General features: G+C 59.4%; 15 protein-coding genes. 9 read left to right on the forward strand and 6 right to left on the reverse strand.

What is annotated here, in order from left to right:
- The first annotated feature begins 105 nt into the window (after positions 1 to 105).
- The 7 genes from ACRRSD_RS03415 to fabI all read left to right on the forward strand — a co-directional run bounded on the left by ACRRSD_RS03415 (position 106) and on the right by fabI (position 9857).
- A protein-coding gene (locus tag ACRRSD_RS03415; protein ID WP_435034309.1) for an IS3 family transposase occupies positions 106 to 1247 on the forward strand; the annotation gives its coding sequence in 2 pieces (ribosomal slippage) (positions 106 to 367 and positions 367 to 1247; 1143 coding nt in all).
- A 414-nt stretch (positions 1248 to 1661) separates the two neighbouring features.
- Positions 1662 to 3494 (forward strand): extracellular solute-binding protein, encoded by a 1833-nt coding sequence (locus ACRRSD_RS03420; protein WP_435037118.1) that lies wholly within the window; start codon positions 1662 to 1664, stop codon positions 3492 to 3494.
- Positions 3491 to 5332: an extracellular solute-binding protein gene (locus ACRRSD_RS03425; protein ID WP_435037119.1), complete on the forward strand. Its 1842-nt coding sequence runs from the start codon at positions 3491 to 3493 to the stop codon at positions 5330 to 5332. The genes ACRRSD_RS03420 and ACRRSD_RS03425 overlap by 4 nt, the downstream gene beginning before the upstream one ends.
- Positions 5333 to 5336: 4 nt before the next feature.
- Positions 5337 to 6410: a microcin C ABC transporter permease YejB gene (locus tag ACRRSD_RS03430; RefSeq protein ID WP_435037120.1), complete on the forward strand. Its 1074-nt coding sequence runs from the start codon at positions 5337 to 5339 to the stop codon at positions 6408 to 6410.
- A 1-nt stretch (position 6411) separates the two neighbouring features.
- Positions 6412 to 7431: an ABC transporter permease gene (locus tag ACRRSD_RS03435; RefSeq protein WP_064587187.1), complete on the forward strand. Its 1020-nt coding sequence runs from the start codon at positions 6412 to 6414 to the stop codon at positions 7429 to 7431.
- A 1-nt stretch (position 7432) separates the two neighbouring features.
- Positions 7433 to 9043, forward strand: coding sequence for an ABC transporter ATP-binding protein (locus ACRRSD_RS03440; RefSeq protein WP_435037121.1), 1611 nt, complete (start codon positions 7433 to 7435; stop codon positions 9041 to 9043).
- 19 nt (positions 9044 to 9062) lie between these two features.
- On the forward strand, positions 9063 to 9857 hold the full coding sequence (gene fabI / locus ACRRSD_RS03445; RefSeq protein WP_007910591.1) for an enoyl-ACP reductase FabI: 795 nt from the start codon (positions 9063 to 9065) through the stop codon (positions 9855 to 9857).
- Positions 9858 to 10023: 166 nt separating this feature from the next.
- Here the strand turns inward: fabI and ACRRSD_RS03450 are convergent, their stop codons facing one another.
- Positions 10024 to 10878: a LysR family transcriptional regulator gene (locus ACRRSD_RS03450; RefSeq protein WP_435037122.1), complete on the reverse strand. Its 855-nt coding sequence runs from the start codon at positions 10876 to 10878 to the stop codon at positions 10024 to 10026.
- A gap of 110 nt (positions 10879 to 10988) precedes the next feature.
- Between ACRRSD_RS03450 and ACRRSD_RS03455 the strand changes: the two genes are divergently transcribed.
- Positions 10989 to 11414, forward strand: coding sequence for a VOC family protein (locus ACRRSD_RS03455; RefSeq protein WP_435037123.1), 426 nt, complete (start codon positions 10989 to 10991; stop codon positions 11412 to 11414).
- A gap of 201 nt (positions 11415 to 11615) precedes the next feature.
- Here the strand turns inward: ACRRSD_RS03455 and ACRRSD_RS03460 are convergent, their stop codons facing one another.
- The 4 genes from ACRRSD_RS03460 to ACRRSD_RS03475 are packed head-to-tail and all read right to left on the reverse strand — an operon-like array spanning position 11616 to position 15857.
- A complete protein-coding gene (locus tag ACRRSD_RS03460; RefSeq protein WP_435037124.1) occupies positions 11616 to 12581 on the reverse strand; it encodes a diguanylate cyclase domain-containing protein in 966 nt (321 codons plus the stop codon).
- 55 nt (positions 12582 to 12636) lie between these two features.
- Positions 12637 to 13215, reverse strand: a complete 579-nt coding sequence (locus ACRRSD_RS03465) for a hypothetical protein (RefSeq protein ID WP_435037125.1) — start codon at positions 13213 to 13215, stop codon at positions 12637 to 12639.
- A 1-nt stretch (position 13216) separates the two neighbouring features.
- Positions 13217 to 15379 (reverse strand): molybdopterin cofactor-binding domain-containing protein, encoded by a 2163-nt coding sequence (locus tag ACRRSD_RS03470; protein WP_435037126.1) that lies wholly within the window; start codon positions 15377 to 15379, stop codon positions 13217 to 13219.
- 22 nt (positions 15380 to 15401) lie between these two features.
- Entirely contained in the window at positions 15402 to 15857 is a 456-nt protein-coding gene (locus ACRRSD_RS03475) for a (2Fe-2S)-binding protein (RefSeq protein WP_003224136.1), read from the reverse strand.
- 266 nt (positions 15858 to 16123) lie between these two features.
- Between ACRRSD_RS03475 and ACRRSD_RS03480 the strand changes: the two genes are divergently transcribed.
- Positions 16124 to 16954 (forward strand): alpha/beta fold hydrolase, encoded by an 831-nt coding sequence (locus ACRRSD_RS03480; RefSeq protein WP_435037127.1) that lies wholly within the window; start codon positions 16124 to 16126, stop codon positions 16952 to 16954.
- 142 nt (positions 16955 to 17096) lie between these two features.
- Here ACRRSD_RS03480 and ACRRSD_RS03485 read toward each other — a convergent pair whose 3' ends face one another.
- Positions 17097 to 17489, reverse strand: a complete 393-nt coding sequence (locus ACRRSD_RS03485; protein WP_435037128.1) for a GFA family protein — start codon at positions 17487 to 17489, stop codon at positions 17097 to 17099.
- Positions 17490 to 17571: the final 82 nt, after the last annotated feature.

The raw sequence follows: 17571 nt of genomic DNA on the forward strand, positions 1-17571 counted from the left end.
ACGCTTTTGTGGTGTGCTTTAGATCGATCCCCCTCACCTGATCTGGCTTAATGATTCTGGACACCCCTAAAGGGCGGTAATCTACGCCCAACGACGAGGTGTGATTTGACCAGACGCTATTTTTCGACAGATTTCAAACGGGACGCGGCTTGCCTGGTTTTGGATAAAGACTATTCGGTGAGCGAAGCCTGTGAAGCAATGGGCGTGGGCCCTACAGCTCTGCGCCGCTGGGTTGAGCAACTGCGTGCGGAGCGCAGCGGCAAGACGCCTGAGAAGTCCAAGGCCATGACCGTTGACCAACAACGCATTCAGGAGCTGGAAACAACAATCCGACGGATTGAGCGCGAAAAGGAAATTTTAAAAAAGGCTACAGCTCTCTTGATGTCGGATTCCCTCGATCGGTAAGGCTGGTCGAGGAGTTAAGCGAGCAATATCCAAGATCCGAGTTGTGCGTCGTATTTGGAATCAGCCGCAGCAGTTATTACGAGCGTCTGAAACAGCGGGCGAAAGTGGATGTCGAGCGCGATCGCCTAAAGATCAAGGCTGCTGAATTACATGAGCAAAGTCGCGGCTCAATGGGCGCGCGCAGCCTGTCAAAAGCGCTGTGTAACGAAAAAGAGTCGGTAGGTCGTTACATGGCTCGTAGCCTGATGCGCGAGCTCGGTTTGAAGAGCCAGCAACGGCGCAGGCATCGTTACAAACCTAGCGGCGCGGAGGCTCAATACGCCCCCAATCATCTGGAGCGTAAATTCAATGTCGAGGCCCCCAATCGAGTGTGGTGTGGCGACGTGACTTACATTTGGGCCGGTACTTACTGGGTTTATCTGGCTGCTGTACTTGATCTGCATGCCCGCCGCATCGTCGGCTGGGCGATGTCCAGAAGTCCGGATTCAGCTCTGACCTGTCGAGCGTTAAAGATGGCTTTCGAGTCGCGAGGACGCCCTGAAAACCTAATGTTCCATTCGGATCAGGGCTGTCATTACAGCAGTAAAATGTTTCGTGAAACGCTGGCGGACATGCGCATAAAACAAAGCATGAGTCGACGAGGAAACTGCTGGGATAACGCCCCGATGGAGCGTTTCTTTGGCAGTTTGAAATCTGAATGGATACCCAAGGCTGGCTACCGAAACGAAGATGAGGCCAGTACCGATGTGTTGCGCTACCTGACCCATTATTACAATCGGATCAGGCTGCACAGTTACAACGGATATCGGACTCCGGTAGCAATGGAAGCCTTGGCAGCATGAGAAATGACCTAAACCCTATAACTTTGTCCAGTATCGTTTGACCAGATCAACCCCAGCCCTCTCCCCCACGGGGGGCGAGGGGGAAAGGGAGCCGATCTCCGTGCTGTTCAACATCCGAGTTCGACTCGGTATCGCACGTCGGCGCAGCTCTCGCAAACACCACGGTCAGCCCCCTCTCCCTCCGGGAGAGGGTTAGGGTGAGGGGCTTTTGAAAACTTGAGTTCGACTCGATGCAGCACGTCGGTGCAATTCGCCCAGACACCACAGTCAGTCCCCTCTCCCCCCGGGAGAGGGTTAGGGTGAGGGGCTCTTCGCGCAAACGATTAACCCCGCATTAACCCGCATCTTTTTCCTGTCCAGACAAGCTGTTACTGTACGGCCCACAAAGCCCAAGCCGCCTGGATCGGATCTGACTTGAAGCGTCCCCTCCTCCTGCTCCTGATCAGCCTGGCCTTGAGCTCAACCGCAAGCGCGACGATTACCGAAAGTCACGGTTATGCGCAGTTCGGCACGCTCAAGTACCCGGCCAGATTTACCCACTTCGACTGGGTCAACCCGCAAGCGCCCAAGGGCGGTACGTTGCGGGTGATGGCGTTCGGCACCTTCGATACGGTCAACCCGTACACGTTCAAGGGCAGCAGCCCGGTCACCACAGCGAATTTCCTCCAGTACGGCATCAATGAGCTGAACGAGCCGTTGATGGTCGGCACCGGTCAATATTCGCCATCCGGTGACGAGCCAGCGTCGAGTTACGGCTTGATCGCGCAATCGGTGGAGTACAGCGAAGATCGCAGCTGGGTCGTCTTCAACCTGCGTCCCGAGGCGCGTTTTCACGACGGCACGCCGATCACCGCATACGACGTGGCGTTCTCCTATCGAACGTTGCTCAAGGATGGTCACCCGCTGTACCGCACCGCCCTGCAGGAAGTGCTGCGCGTCGACATTCTCAACAAACAGCGGATTCGCTTTGTGCTCAAGCGCTCGGGCAATCCGCTGTTGATCCTGCGCCTCGGCGAATTGCCGGTGCTGCCGCAGCATTACTGGAAAGATCGCGACTTCAAGGCCACCACCTTCGAACCGCCACTGGGCAGCGGCCCTTACCGCATCACCTCGGTGACGCCGGGCCGGCAGTTGATCTTCGAGCGGGTCAAGGATTACTGGGGCAAGGACCTGCCGGTCAATCGCGGCAAGTACAACTTCGATCGCATGGAAGTCGAGTTCTACCGCGACAGCGATGTCGCCTTCGAAGCGTTCAAGGCCGGCGAGTTCGACATCTACATCGAGCATCAGGCGAAGAACTGGACCAACGGCTACAACTTCCCTGCCGTGCGCCGTGGCGATGTGATCAAGGCACAGATCCCGCATCAGATCCCGACCCAGAGTCAGGGTCTGTTCATGAACACCCGCCGGGCGACGTTCTCGGACGTGAAAACCCGCGAAGCGCTGGGCCTGATGTTCGATTTCGAGTGGACCAATCGCGCACTGTTCAGCGATGCCTACAAGCGCACCACCAGTTACTACCCCAACAGTGAGTTCACAACCTCCGGCCTGCCGGTCGGGCATGAATGGCTGATGCTCAAGCCGTACAAGGATCAACTGCCGGCCAGGCTGTTCACCGAGCCGTTCACTCTGCCAAAAACCGACGGTCGCGGTATTCCCCGGGAAACCATGCGCAAGGCATTGGCATTGCTCGCCGAAGCTGGCTGGAAGCTCAATGGTCAGCGTCTGCAAAACGCTGCCGGCCAACCGCTGCGATTCGAGCTGCTGCTGGTCAATCCGAACCTGGAGCGCCTGTATCAGCCCTACATCGAGAACCTCAACAGCATCGGCATCGACGCACGCCTGCGTACCGTGGATCGGGCGCAGTACAAACAGCGCCTCGATCAATTTGATTTCGACATGATCTCGATGACGCTCAACCAGACCCTAAGCCCGGGGCTTGAGCAGTGGCAGTACTTTCACTCCAGTCAGGTGAACGTCAAGGGCAGCAAGAATTACGCGGGCATCGCCAATCCAGTGGTCGATCACCTGCTCGAACAATTGCTCGCCGCGCGCACCCGCGACGAGCAGGTCGCCGCCGGCAAGGCGCTCGACCGCGTGCTGCTCTGGCAGCACTACAGCATTCCCAACTGGTACCTCAATTATCACCGTTTGGCCTACCGCAACCGGTTGGCCTTTGTTACCACGCCGCCCTACACCCTGGGCCTGAGCGCGTGGTGGCTGAAGTCTTCGGAGAAAGATCGATGAACCCTATCCGCGCCCTGCTCGTCCAGGCCAGCGGCTTGCTGTTCGCCGGGCTGGCCTTTGCCGCCCCGCAACACGCCGTGACCCTGTACAACGAGCCGCCGAAATACCCAGCCGACTTCAAGCAATTCGATTACGTGAACCCCGATGCGCCCAAGGGCGGCATTTTCCGTCAGGCCGGCTTCGGCGGCTTCGACAGCCTCAACCCGTTTATCAGCAAAGGCGTGCCCGCCGATGACATTGGGCAGATCTACGACACTCTGACCAAGCACAGCCTTGACGAGCCGTTCACCGAATACGGCCTGATCGCCGGCAAAATCGAAAAGGCCCCGGACAACAGCTGGGTGCGCTTCTACCTGCGCCCCGAAGCACGCTTCCACGACGGTCATCCGGTGCGCGCCGACGACGTGGTGTTCAGCTTCAACACGCTGACCAAAGAAGGCTCGCCGATGTTTCGCGGCTACTACAGCGACGTTTCCGAAGTCATCGCTGAAGACCCGCTCAAGGTGCTGTTCAAGTTCAAGCACAGCAACAACCGCGAGTTGCCGCTGATTCTCGGCCAGTTGCCGGTGCTGCCAAAACACTGGTGGGCCGATCGCGACTTCAACAAGGGCAACCTGGAAATCCCGCTGGGCAGCGGCCCGTACAAGGTCGCCGAAGTGAAGGCCGGGCGCTCGGTGCGTTACGAGCGGGTCAAGGATTACTGGGGCAAGGACCTGCCGGTCAACCGTGGCTTCTACAACTTCGACACGATGACCACCGATTACTACCGCGACAACACCGTCGCCCTCGAAGCCTTGAAGGCCGGGCAGTTCGATTACTGGCTGGAAATGACCGCAAAGAATTGGGCCAACGCCTACAACATCCCGGCCGTCACCGAAGGCCGCTTGATCAAGGAACAGATCGCCAACAGCAACCCGACCGGCATGCAAGGCTTCGTCTACAACCTGCGCCGCCCGGTGTTCCAGGACGCGCGCGTGCGTCAGGCGCTCGGCCTGCTGTTCGATTTCGAGTGGACCAACAAACAACTGTTCAACGCTGCTTATTTCCGCACCCGCAGCTATTTCGAAAACTCGGAAATGGCCGCCACCGGACTGCCCGACGCCGATCAACGAGCGATCCTCGAGCCGTTCCGCAGCAAACTGCCGGCGCAGGTGTTCAGTGAAGCATTCGAAAATCCGAAGACTGACGCCAGCGGCATGATCCGCACCCAGCAGCGCGAGGCCTATCAACTGCTGCAAGAGGCCGGCTGGAAAATCGTCGACGACAAAATGGTCGACGCCACCGGTAAACCGGTGGTGATCGAATTCCTCCTCGCACAGACCGAATTCGAACGGGTTCTGCTGCCGTTCAAACGCAACCTCAGCGACCTCGGCATCGACCTGGTGATTCGCCGCGTTGACGTTTCGCAGTACATCAACCGCGTGCGTTCGCGGGACTTCGACATGATGGTCGGCAGCTTCCCGCAGTCCAACTCGCCGGGTAACGAGCAGCGCGAATACTGGATGAGCGCCGCCGCCGATAAACCGAGCAGCCGCAATTCCTTGGGTTTGAAAGACCCGATCGTCGATCAACTGGTCGAGAATCTGATCAACGCCGACTCGCGCAAAAGCCTGGTAGCCCACGCCCGTGCGCTGGATCGTGTGCTGCAATGGGGTTATTACGTGATCCCCAACTGGCACATCAAGACCTGGCGCGTAGCGTACTGGAACCACATCGGTCACCCGAAAGTCTCGCCAAAGTACGACATCGGGATTAACACCTGGTGGGTCAAGCCAGATGCAAAACCGGCGATAGAAGTCGAAACCAAACTGCAAGCCGACCCTGTGGGCACGGAGTAATCAGATGCTGGCGTATATTTTTCGGCGACTGCTGCTGATCATCCCGACCCTGTTCGGCATCCTGCTGATCAACTTCGTGATCATCCAGGCCGCGCCCGGTGGCCCGGTGGAACAGATGATCGCCAAGCTCGAAGGCTTCGAAGGCGCCACCAGCCGCATTGCCGGCGGCGGTGCCGAGGTGTCGGTGGCCGGCTCTTCGTATCGCGGCGCGCAAGGCCTGGACCCCGCGCTGATCAAGGAAATCGAGCACATGTACGGGTTCGACAAGTCGGCCCCGGAACGCTTGTGGATCATGGTCAAGAACTACGCGCAACTGGACTTCGGCGACAGTTTCTTCCGCGACGCCAAGGTCATCGACCTGATCAAGGAAAAGATGCCGGTGTCGATCTCGCTGGGGCTGTGGAGCACGCTGATCATGTACCTGGTGTCGATCCCGCTGGGGATCGCCAAAGCCACGCGGCACGGCAGCCACTTCGATGTGTGGACCAGTTCGGCAATCATCGTCGGCTATGCGATCCCGGCGTTCCTCTTCGCAATCCTGCTGATCGTAGTGTTCGCCGGCGGCAGTTATCTCGACTGGTTCCCGCTAAGAGGCCTGACCTCGAACAACTTCGATGAGCTGAGCATGGGCGGCAAGATCCTCGATTACTTCTGGCACCTGGCGCTGCCCGTGACCGCGCTGGTGATCGGCAACTTCGCGACCATGACCCTGCTGACCAAAAACAGCTTTCTCGACGAGATCAACAAGCAATACGTGGTCACCGCCAAGGCCAAAGGCCTGACCCGCCATCGCGTGCTCTACTGCCATGTATTCCGCAACGCCATGCTGCTGGTGATTGCCGGTTTCCCGTCGGCGTTCATCGGCATCTTCTTCACCGGCTCCTTGCTGGTGGAAGTGATTTTCTCCCTCGACGGCCTCGGGCTGATGAGTTTCGAAGCGGCGATCAACCGCGACTACCCGGTGGTGTTCGGCACCCTGTTCATCTTCACCCTGCTGGGGCTGGTGGTGAAACTGATCGGCGACCTCACCTACACCCTGGTCGATCCGCGTATCGACTTCGAAAGCCGGGAGCATTGAGATGAACCTGTCCCCTCTCAACCGCCGCCGCTTCGAACTGTTCAAGGCCAACAAGCGTGGCTGGTGGTCGCTGTGGCTGTTTCTGATCCTGTTCGGGCTGAGCCTCGGCGCCGAGTTGATCGCCAACGACAAGCCGCTGGTGGTGCATTACGACAACAACTGGTACTTCCCGGCGATCAAGCGTTACCCGGAAACCACCTTCGGCGGCGAGTTCCCACTGGAAGCCAACTACAAGAGCCCGTACATCCGCGAACTGCTCAAGGCCAAGGATGCGTGGGTGTTGTGGGCGCCGATTCCCTACAGCTACCAGAGCATCAACTACGACCTGAAAGTCCCGGCCCCGGCGCCGCCCTCGGCGGACAATTTACTGGGCACTGACGATCAGGGTCGCGATGTGCTGGCGCGGGTGATTTACGGCTTCCGGATTTCGGTGCTGTTCGCGCTGACGCTGACCGTTTTGAGTTCGATCATCGGCGTGATTGCCGGGGCGTTGCAGGGTTTCTATGGCGGCTGGGTCGATTTGGCCGGGCAGCGTTTTCTGGAGATCTGGTCAGGGCTGCCGGTGCTTTATCTGCTGATCATCCTTGCCAGTTTCGTCCAGCCGAATTTCTGGTGGCTGCTGGGGATCATGCTGCTGTTCTCGTGGATGAGCCTGGTTGACGTGGTGCGCGCCGAGTTCCTCCGTGGCCGCAACCTCGAATACGTACGTGCGGCGCGGGCGTTGGGCATGCAGAACGGCGCGATCATGTTCCGCCATATTCTGCCCAACGCGATGGTCTCGACCATGACGTTTATGCCGTTCATCCTCACCGGCGCCATCGGCACCCTCACCGCGCTGGACTTCCTCGGTTTCGGCTTGCCGGCCGGCAGTCCATCGCTGGGTGAACTGGTCGCCCAGGGCAAATCCAACCTGCAAGCGCCGTGGCTGGGCATGAGTGCCTTCGCCGTGTTGGCGCTGATGTTGAGTTTGCTGGTGTTTATCGGCGAGTCCGCTCGCGATGCCTTCGACCCGAGGAAGTGAAATGAATCAGGACAATCTGATCGAAGTGCGCGACCTCGCCGTCGAGTTCGGTTTCGGCGAGCGCGTGCACCGGGTCGTCGAAGGCGTGAGTTTCGACATCAAGCGCGGTGAAACCCTCGCGCTGGTGGGCGAATCCGGCTCGGGCAAATCGGTGACCGCGCATTCGATCCTGCGCCTGCTGCCCTATCCGATGGCCCGCCATCCGGCCGGCAGCATCAACTATGCCGGGCAAAACCTGCTGGGCCTTAGTGAAAAGACCATCCGCCACATTCGCGGCAACCGCATCGCGATGATCTTTCAGGAGCCGATGACTTCGCTGAACCCGCTGCACTCGATCGAGAAGCAGATCAACGAAGTCCTCGGCATCCACAAAGGCCTGACCGGCAAAGTCGCGACCAAGCGCACGCTGGAGCTGCTGGAGATGGTCGGCATCCCTGAGCCGCACAAGCGCCTCAAAGCCCTGCCCCATGAATTGTCCGGCGGCCAGCGTCAGCGGGTGATGATCGCCATGGCCCTGGCCAATGAGCCGGAACTGCTGATTGCCGACGAGCCGACCACCGCTCTGGACGTGACCGTTCAGCTGAAAATCCTCGATTTGCTCAAGGAATTGCAGGCCAGATTGGGCATGTCGCTGTTACTGATCAGTCACGATTTGAACCTGGTGCGAAGAATTGCGCATCGCGTATGTGTCATGCAGCGCGGTTGCATCGTCGAACAGGCATCGTGCGCAGAGCTGTTCCGTTCGCCGCAGCATCCGTACACTCGGGAATTGCTCGGCGCTGAGCCCAGCGGAGGCCCGGCGAGCAATAAAATCGGCGCGCCGCTGCTGGAAGTCGAGGACCTGAAAGTCTGGTTCCCGATCAAGAAAGGCCTGCTCAAGCGCACGGTGGATCACGTCAAGGCAGTGGACGGCATCAATTTCAGCCTGCCGCAGGGTCAGACCTTGGGGATTGTCGGGGAAAGCGGTTCCGGCAAGTCCACGCTGGGTCTGGCGATTTTGCGGCTGATTGGCAGCAAAGGCGCGATCCGCTTTGAAGGCAAGCAGCTAGACTGCCTGACGCAGAACGAGGTTCGCCCGTTGCGTCGGGAGATGCAGGTGGTGTTTCAGGACCCGTTTGGCAGCCTGAGCCCGCGCATGTGTGTCAGCGACATCGTTGGCGAAGGCCTGCGGATTCACAAGATGGGCAGCGCCGAGGAACAAGAGACGGCGATTATTGCGGCATTGAAGGAGGTAGGTCTGGATCCGGAAACCCGGCACCGCTACCCCCACGAATTTTCCGGTGGGCAACGGCAACGAATCGCCATTGCCCGGGCTTTGGTGCTGAAACCGGCGCTGATCCTGCTGGACGAGCCGACGTCGGCGCTCGACCGGACGGTGCAGCGGCAAGTGGTGGAGCTGTTGCGTTCACTGCAAGCCAAGTACAACCTGACGTATTTGTTTATCAGCCATGACCTGGCTGTCGTCAAAGCGCTGAGCCACCAGTTGATGGTGGTCAAGCATGGCCAAGTGGTCGAACAGGGAGACGCGCAACGTATTTTTGCCGCCCCCCAACATCCGTATACACAGCAGTTGCTGGAAGCCGCTTTTTTGGCACCAGCCACTGCGCAATAACCTGAAAGAGGAGCAACACATGGGTTTTCTCGCCGGTAAGCGCGTACTGATCGTCGGTGTCGCCAGCAAGCTGTCCATCGCATCCGGCATCGCTGCCGCCATGCATCGCGAGGGCGCTGAGCTTGCCTTCACTTATCAGAACGACAAACTGAAAGGTCGTGTTGAAGAATTCGCCCAAGGCTGGGGTTCGAGCCCTGAGCTGTGCTTCCCGTGCGACGTGGCCAGCGATGAAGAAATCGCCAAGGTCTTCGAAGCACTGAGCAAGAAGTGGGACGGCCTGGACTGCATCGTCCACTCCGTAGGCTTCGCCCCGGGCGACCAACTGGACGGCGACTTCACCGAAGCCACCACCCGTGACGGTTTCCGCATCGCTCACGACATCAGCGCCTACAGCTTCGTGGCCCTGGCCAAAGCCGGCCGCGAAATGATGAAAGGCCGCAATGGCAGCCTGCTGACCCTGTCGTACCTGGGCGCCGAGCGCACCATGCCTAACTACAACGTCATGGGCATGGCCAAGGCTTCGCTGGAAGCTGGCGTGCGTTACCTGGCCGGCTCCCTGGGCCCGGACGGCACCCGCGTCAACTGCGTATCGGCTGGCCCGATCCGTACTCTGGCTGCCTCGGGCATCAAGAACTTCCGCAAGATGCTGGCCGCCAACGAAGCGCAAACCCCGCTGCGTCGCAACGTCACCATCGACGAAGTCGGCAACGCCGGCGCCTTCCTGTGCTCCGACCTGGCGTCGGGCATCAGCGGCGAAATCATGTACGTCGACGGCGGCTTCAACACCACCGCCATGGGCAACATCGAAGAGTGATCTTCGCTTAGCCAATAAAAAACCCGCCGATCTGGCGGGTTTTTTATTGTCCGCAACATTGCCCCCTGTGGGAGCGAGCCTGCTCGCGAAGGCGTCCATTCAGTCACCTGCTCACTGCCTGACACAGCGCTTTCGCGAGCAGGCTCGCTCCCACAGGGGATTGGGGTTATCCCAGACAATGTGCGAACAGCTTTTGAATCGGCTGATTGCGTTGGCTGTAACGCTGCAACAAAACCATCTCGCGATAGAACGTCAATTCGCCTAACTCGATCACTCTGACCTTGAGCGGATGCTCCAGCCACAGCCCTGCTTTCGGTAACAGTGAAACACCCAGCCCCGACTCGACCATTTTCACGATCGCTTCCAGTTCATCCAGCTCCAGCGCTACGTTGACCTCTATGCGCTGCTCGCGCAGAAACCGCGTCACCAATCGCCCGCCAAACGAATTGCGGTCGTAGCGCACATGTGGCAGTTCGGCGAGTAACCGCAGCGGATCGTCGCCATCGACCTGCGGCGGCACGATCAACACAAACGGCTCACGCCGGATCACCTGCGCCGACAGCTCTTTGGGCAGTTCGAACGGCGGCTTGATCATGATTGCCAGATCAACTTCGCCGGCATCCACCTGACTGAGCAGGTTCAACGACACGCCCGGCACCAGTTTTGGCTCAAGCCCCGGTGCCTGTTGACGCAAGCGCAACAACGCCTGAGGCAACAACCCGGTTTGCGCAGTGGCCACGGCACCGATTTTCAGCTCGCCACGAAACCCACTGACGTCCTCGCTGATCGCCATCCGGCCGAAAATCGCCAGCATCTCCTGCGCCATCGGCACCGCCCGCTGCCCCGCCGGATTGAGCATCGCCTGCCGGCCAGTGCGGTCGAACAGGCGAATCCCCAACGCCTGTTCAAGATTGCGGATTTGCGCGCTGACTGCCGATTGCGTCAGGCCAATGTGCAACCCCGCAGCTGCAAAAGTGCCATGCCGTGCCACGGCAAGAAAGGTCCTCAGTTCACGCAGCATGCACACCTCGACTGATCGAAATAATTTGAGCTCGGCACAAAAACTATCGTCTTTCAATCACATTTCACAGCACTAAACTCAGTCAACCCAACCTGATCGAGAATCCCACTATGCAGCTCAGCCCTTTTCATCTGGCCATTCCGGTGTATGACCTCGCAGCCGCACGGCACTTTTATCGCGAGGTGTTTGGTCTGGAGGAAGGTCGCTCCAGTGATCACTGGGTCGATTTCAATTTTTTTGGTCATCAACTGGTAATTCACCTGGCACCGAAAAACGCCTCGCAGGAAGCTGCGCACACCAACGCCGTCGACGGGCATGACGTACCGGTGCCACATTTTGGCGTGGTGTTGGGGATGCAGGAATGGGAGGCGTTGGCCGAGCGCTTGCAGTCACTGGAAACGACGTTTGTGATTGAGCCGGGGATTCGGTTTCAGGGTTTGGTCGGGGAACAGGTGACGATGTTTTTGTTTGACCCGTGCGGCAATGCGCTGGAGTTCAAGGCGTTTAAAGACATTGGGCAATTGTTTGCCAAATAGATTTGTATTGTTCGGGTTGACGCATTCGCTAGCAGGCTAGCTCCCACCGGGATCTGCGGTGAACCGGGATTTTGTGAACACCCGACGCCATTGTAGGAGTGAGCCTGCTCGCGATGGCGGCGGATCAGGCAATGAAGATGTTGAATGAACGGACGCCATCGCGAGCAGGCTCACTCTTACAGGGGATTTGCGGTGCATTCGCTAACAACGCTTCAGGGCCTGCTTGTGCGCATACATAGCGCCATCGGCATCCGCCAACAGCCGATCCACGGTCTCATGGCGCTTGGCGTCGTATTCGATCTGGCCCACGCTGAAGCGAATCGCATAGCCTCGGTGCAACGTGGCATTGCGCTCTTCAAGAATATCCTTGAGCCGCGCCATGATCGCCGTGGTTTCGACATGGCTTGAACCTGTGAGAAGTGCGACAAACTCATCCCCGCCCAAGCGTCCGACCACATCACTCTCGCGAAAGGCAATGCGCAGCACATCGGCAAAGGTCTTCAGCGCACTGTCGCCCTCGGCATGTCCATACAGATCGTTGATCTGCTTGAAATCATTCAGATCAAAAAACAGCAAGGTTGCCGGCCGTTCCAGCCGCGCGCAGGCGTCCAAGGCGTGCTGCGCCAACTGTTTGAAGCCGCGACGGTTGGACAGCAACGTCAACTCGTCCATGCTCGCGATCTGCACAGCGGCCAACTCTTGCTCGGCCATCTCGGCCAGATCCCGCAACAACGCACGCTCTTCCTCGTCGAGGTCGCGGGGCTTGGTATCGATCAGGCACAGCGTGCCCATTTTATTGCCGTTGGGCACCGTCAGCGGGTAACCGGCGTAGAAGCGAATGTTCGGCGCGCCGGTGACCAGCGGGTTGTCATGGAAGCGCACATCTTCGCGGGCGTCCGGCACCAACAGCAGGCCGTCGTTAAGAATCGCGTGGCCGCAGAACGAGACATCTCTCGACGTCTCGCTGACATCCAGGCCTACGCACGACTTGAACCACTGCCGATTGGTGTCGACCAGCGTCACCAGTGCAATCGGCACATTGAACAGGCGTTTCGCCAAGCGTGTCAGTCGGTCGAAACGCTCTTCAGGGGCGGAATCGAGCAGCTCAAGACCGTGCAGCGCTTGAACGCGCGCCGTTTCATTCGCAGGTTTTCCTGGAACCAGCATCAGCACACTCCATTGGCAACAATGCTTTCAAGCGTAGCGTTAATTTGGCAATGGCTCACATTTGCGCCACCGGACACGGCCCGCCCGCATCGGCCCAGAGCTTGAATTGCGCGACAAAAATATCGTGCGGCACCGGCACCGGCGCGCGCCCTGCCCCGGGACTCCAGCCCCACAGCACCAGTTTGTCTTCGCTGACGTGCTTGATCAGCGCGGCAAAGTCGCGATCGCCGTTGCTCGAGCGGTCCTTGATCATTGCGCAGAGTTTGTCCGGAGGCAGGCCAATCCAGGCCATTTTGTGCGCCGCCGGCGGCAAGCTCCAGTGCGGCGCCCCCGGCGGCGCATGCGGGCCGTAACTGGCCGGCGGATTGTTTTCCGCATGACAGGTTGCACAGGGCAAACCGGCCGCACCCTTGCCATCCATGCCGCGCACCACGTTCATCGCATGGGGAATACCGGCGTCGAACTGCAACGGCGAATCCCCGGGAATATGACAGTTCTGGCAACGCGGGCTCTGGAAAACTTTCTGCACCGTGCCGAAGGCCTTCAAGGCCTCCTGATCATCGGCAAACAGGTCCGAGGCATAACCGCCCAGCCCCAGCAAAATCACCGTGCCCAACACTAGATGTCGTTTCATCTCACACCCCCGACAGTTGCAGCGGCAACTCGCGCAGGCGCTGCCCGGTCAGGGCGAACACCGCGTTGGCCACGGCTGGCGCAGTCGGCGGCACACCGGCCTCGCCGATGCCACCGGGTTTGTCGCTGCTGGGCACGATGTGCACCTCGACCACCGGCATCTCGTTGAGCCGCAGCACCTGATAATCGTGATAGTTGGATTGCACGACCGCGCCGTCCTTGAGCGTCAGCTTGCTGTGCAGCGCCATGCCCAGACCGAACGTGATGCATGACTCCATCTGCGCCGCGATGCTCTGCGGATTCACCGCAATCCCGCAGTCCACCGCACAGACCACCCGATGCACGCGAATCGTCAGATTGTCCTGTGACACTTCGGCGACCTGCGCCACGTAACTGCCGAATGACTCGTGCACCGCCACGCCCAGCGCATGGCCGTCCGGCAACGGGGCTTTCCAGTTGGCCTTTTCCACCGCCAGATTGAGCACGCCCAAATGCCGAGGATGCTCCTTGAGCAAGGTTCGTCGGTACTCGACCGGATCCTTGCCTGCCGCCGTGGCCATTTCATCGATCAGCGATTCCATGACAAACGCTGTGTGGCTATGGCCCACCGAGCGCAGCCACAACACATTGATGCCGGTTTGCGGCGAATGCAGATCGACCTGATGATTGGCCAGGCCTTTGACGTAAGGGCTGTCGGAGACGCCCTCGACCGAAGTCGGATCGATGCCGTTCTTGACCATCATCGCCTCCATCAGCGTGCCGGTCATGATCGATTGCCCGACCAATACGTGTTGCCAACTCGATGGCAGGCCATCGGCACCGAGCCCGATCCGCGCCTGATGCAGGAACATCGAGCGGTAGTAACCGCCACGAATATCGTCTTCCCGCGACCACACGGTTTTCACCGGCATTGCGGCAACTTTCGCCACTTGCACCGCTTCGGCGACGAAGTCTGAAGTCGGGTTGGCACGGCGACCAAAACCGCCGCCGAGGAATTCGGTGTGAATCTCGACCTGTTCCGGTTTCAGCCCGGTGATCTTGCCGGCGACCATTTGATCCAGTGTCTGAAACTGCGTACCGGTCCAGATCTCGCATTTCTCGGCGCTGATCTTCACCGTGCAATTGAGCGGTTCCATCGGCGCATGGGCCAGATACGGCACGCTGTATTCGACGTCGATCTTCTTCACCGCTTTGCCAAAACTGCCCTTGGCATCTCCGGCCTGACTGGCTGAAGTGCCTTGCGTGGCGGCCAGTTTGCGGAAACTTTCCAGCAGCTTTTCACTGCTCAGATCGGCATGCGGGCCTAGATCCCAATCTATCTTCAGCGCATCACGGCCCAGTTTCGCCGCCCAGTAATGATCAGCAATCACCGCGACCCCGCTCGGCACCTGCACCACTTTGTGCACGCCCGGCACCGCCAGCGCCTCAGCACCTTCGAAGGATTTAACGCTGGCACCGAATACCGGTGGGCGCGCGACCAGCGCCGTCATCAAACCGTCGAACTGCACGTCCATGCCGAATTTGGCGCGGCCGGTGATTTTCTCCGGCGTGTCGAGGCGCTTGGTCGGTTTGCCAATGACCTTCCAGTCCTTGGCTTCCTTGAAGGTGATCGACTTCGGATCAGGCACCGGTAATTGCCCGGCAGCGTCCGCCAGCTCGCCGTAAGTTGCGCGTTTGTCGCCGGCGATCACCACACCCGATTCAGTGCGAATCGCCGACGGTGCCACTTCAAAGCGTTTCGCCGCTGCCTCTACCAGCATTTGCCGCGCCGTTGCGCCTGCCAGCCGATAACGGTCGAACTCCATCCACGTCGACGTCGAACCGCCGGTAATCTGCATGCCGCCAAACCCCGGCATGCCGTAATCCGCCGCTGACGCCGGCGAGTGCTCGACGCGGATCTTCGACCAGTCCGCGTCCAGCTCTTCGGCAATCAACATGGTCAGGCCGGTCCAGATGCCCTGGCCCATCTCTGAATGGCCGAGCAACACGGTGACGCTGTTGTCAGCGGCAATGCGCAGGAACGCGTTGGGCGCGAAAACCTTGCCTTCATTCTCGGCCGCATAGGCAAACTTGTGGCCGCCGGGGACGACAAACGCCACCACTAACCCGCCGCCCAACACGGCACTGCCCTTGAGAAAACCCCGACGCGATACAGGACTGTTCATCACCTATCTCCCACAGATTGAATCAGCCGATTTCCGATGCGCGTTTAACTGCTGCGCGAATGCGGGGATAGGTGCCGCAACGGCAGATGTTGCCGGAGAGCGCCTGATCGATATCGCTGTCGGTGGGTTTGGGGATTTTCGCCAGCAGTGCCGCCGCAGACATGATCTGCCCCGACTGGCAGTAACCGCACTGCACCACGTCGAGTTCGGCCCAGGCTTGTTGCACCGGGTGCGAGCCGTCGGTGGACAGGCCTTCGATGGTGAGAATTTTCTGGCCGTGGGCTACGGCGGTTGCGGGGGTGATACAGGCGCGCAACGGCGCGCCGTCAACGTGCACGGTGCAGGCCCCGCACTGGGCCATGCCGCAGCCGAATTTGGTACCGGTCAGGTGCGCGACATCGCGCAGGACCCAGAGCAACGGCATGTCCGCGGGGACATCGAGCTCCTGATCCTTGCCATTGATATTCAAGGTCAGCATCGGGGAAATTCCTCAGACTCACGGTGTTCTGAAGGGGCGTCGCTGTGGCCATCAATGCCTACGCGCGCCTCGGCTTATCCCTTTCAGCAAAGCCTAATTTGCGCGTGAAGCCAGACGTTGCGACCACCGGTCATGCAGATGTCGACTTTAATCCTACAGTTGATAACGGCTCGCACTGAGCCATCGCAGTGGAAAACTCGTCATGAGCGAAACCGGTCCGCGCTGACCGCGCGGGTTACCCATCACATTGGTCTGGAGTTGCGAACATGGGATTTGTCACCAGCAAAGACGGCGTCGAGATTTTCTACAAGGATTGGGGCCCGAAAGACGCGCCGGTGATCCACTTCCACCACGGCTGGCCGCTCAGCTCGGACGACTGGGATGCGCAGATGCTGTTCTTCCTCGGCAAAGGCTTCCGGGTGGTTGCCCATGATCGCCGTGGGCACGGGCGTTCGAGCCAGGTCTGGGATGGCCACGATATGGATCATTACGCCGACGATACGCTGGCGGTGGTCAATCATCTGGGCCTGAAGAATGTTGTTCACGTTGGCCACTCGACCGGTGGCGGTGAGGTGATCCATTACATCGCCCGGCATGGTCAGGCCAACGTCGCCAAAGGCGTGCTGATCAGTGCGGTGCCGCCGTTGATGGTGCAGACCGAGAGCAATCCGGGTGGGCTGCCGAAATCGGTATTCGATGACTTTCAGGCGCAACTCGCGGCGAACCGGGCGCAGTTCTATCGGGATATTCCGACCGGGCCTTTCTACGGCTACAACCGGCCGGGGGCCACGCCTTCGGAAGGGATTATTGCCAACTGGTGGCGTCAGGGCATGATCGGTGGGGCGAAGGCGCATTACGACGGGATCGTCGCGTTTTCGCAGACAGACTTCACCGAGGACTTGAAGAAGGTCACGGTGCCGGTGTTGGTGATGCATGGCGAGGATGATCAGATTGTGCCGTATGCGGACTCGGGGCCGTTGTCGGCCAAGTTGTTGCCCAATGGCACATTGAAGTCGTACCCGGGGTTCCCGCACGGGATGCCGACGACGGAGGCCGAGACGATTAACGCTGATCTGTTGGCCTTTATTCGCAGCTGAGTTGAGCAGCAGCCTTACACTTCCCCTGTGGGAGCGAGCCTGCTCGCGAAAGCAATCTGTCAGTTGAACTTGAGCTGAATGACCCACCGCTTTCGCGAGCAGGCTCGCTCCCACAAGGGGGATGTGATTGGGCTAACGTCCATTATTCCTCTGTGCGACTTGTGCTTTCACGATCACGCCCGTAGTGGTGAGCCAGTGGCAGCGCCGGTAGCCACGACTCGCGGCGAATGGTCCAGAGTTCGTAGGTGGGTTTGAACTGATTAGGCTCATCGAGCGATCCAACGTTGACCTCTACTTCATCTGCCGAACGCGTGAACACCGGTGAGCCACAGCGCGGGCAGAAAAAGCGCCCGTTATAGTCGCGGGTTTCGCCGGTGACCTTCAACGCATCCTCGGGAAATATGGCCGAGGTGCCGAACAGCGCGCCGTGGCGCTTGCGGCAGTCGAGGCAGTGGCAGATACCGACGCGATAAGGCTGACCTGCCACTTCAAAACGGACATCGCCGCACAGGCAGCCGCCAGTCAATCGATTCATATGACACCTCCTCTGCTCGACTGCAAATTACAGATCGTCCAAATCGGGAAAGGCAATCCTGCCCAGCGTCCAAGGCTCAACA

Source organism: Pseudomonas neuropathica (assembly GCF_051174785.1).
Classification (GTDB): Bacteria; Pseudomonadota; Gammaproteobacteria; order Pseudomonadales; family Pseudomonadaceae; genus Aquipseudomonas; species Aquipseudomonas neuropathica_A.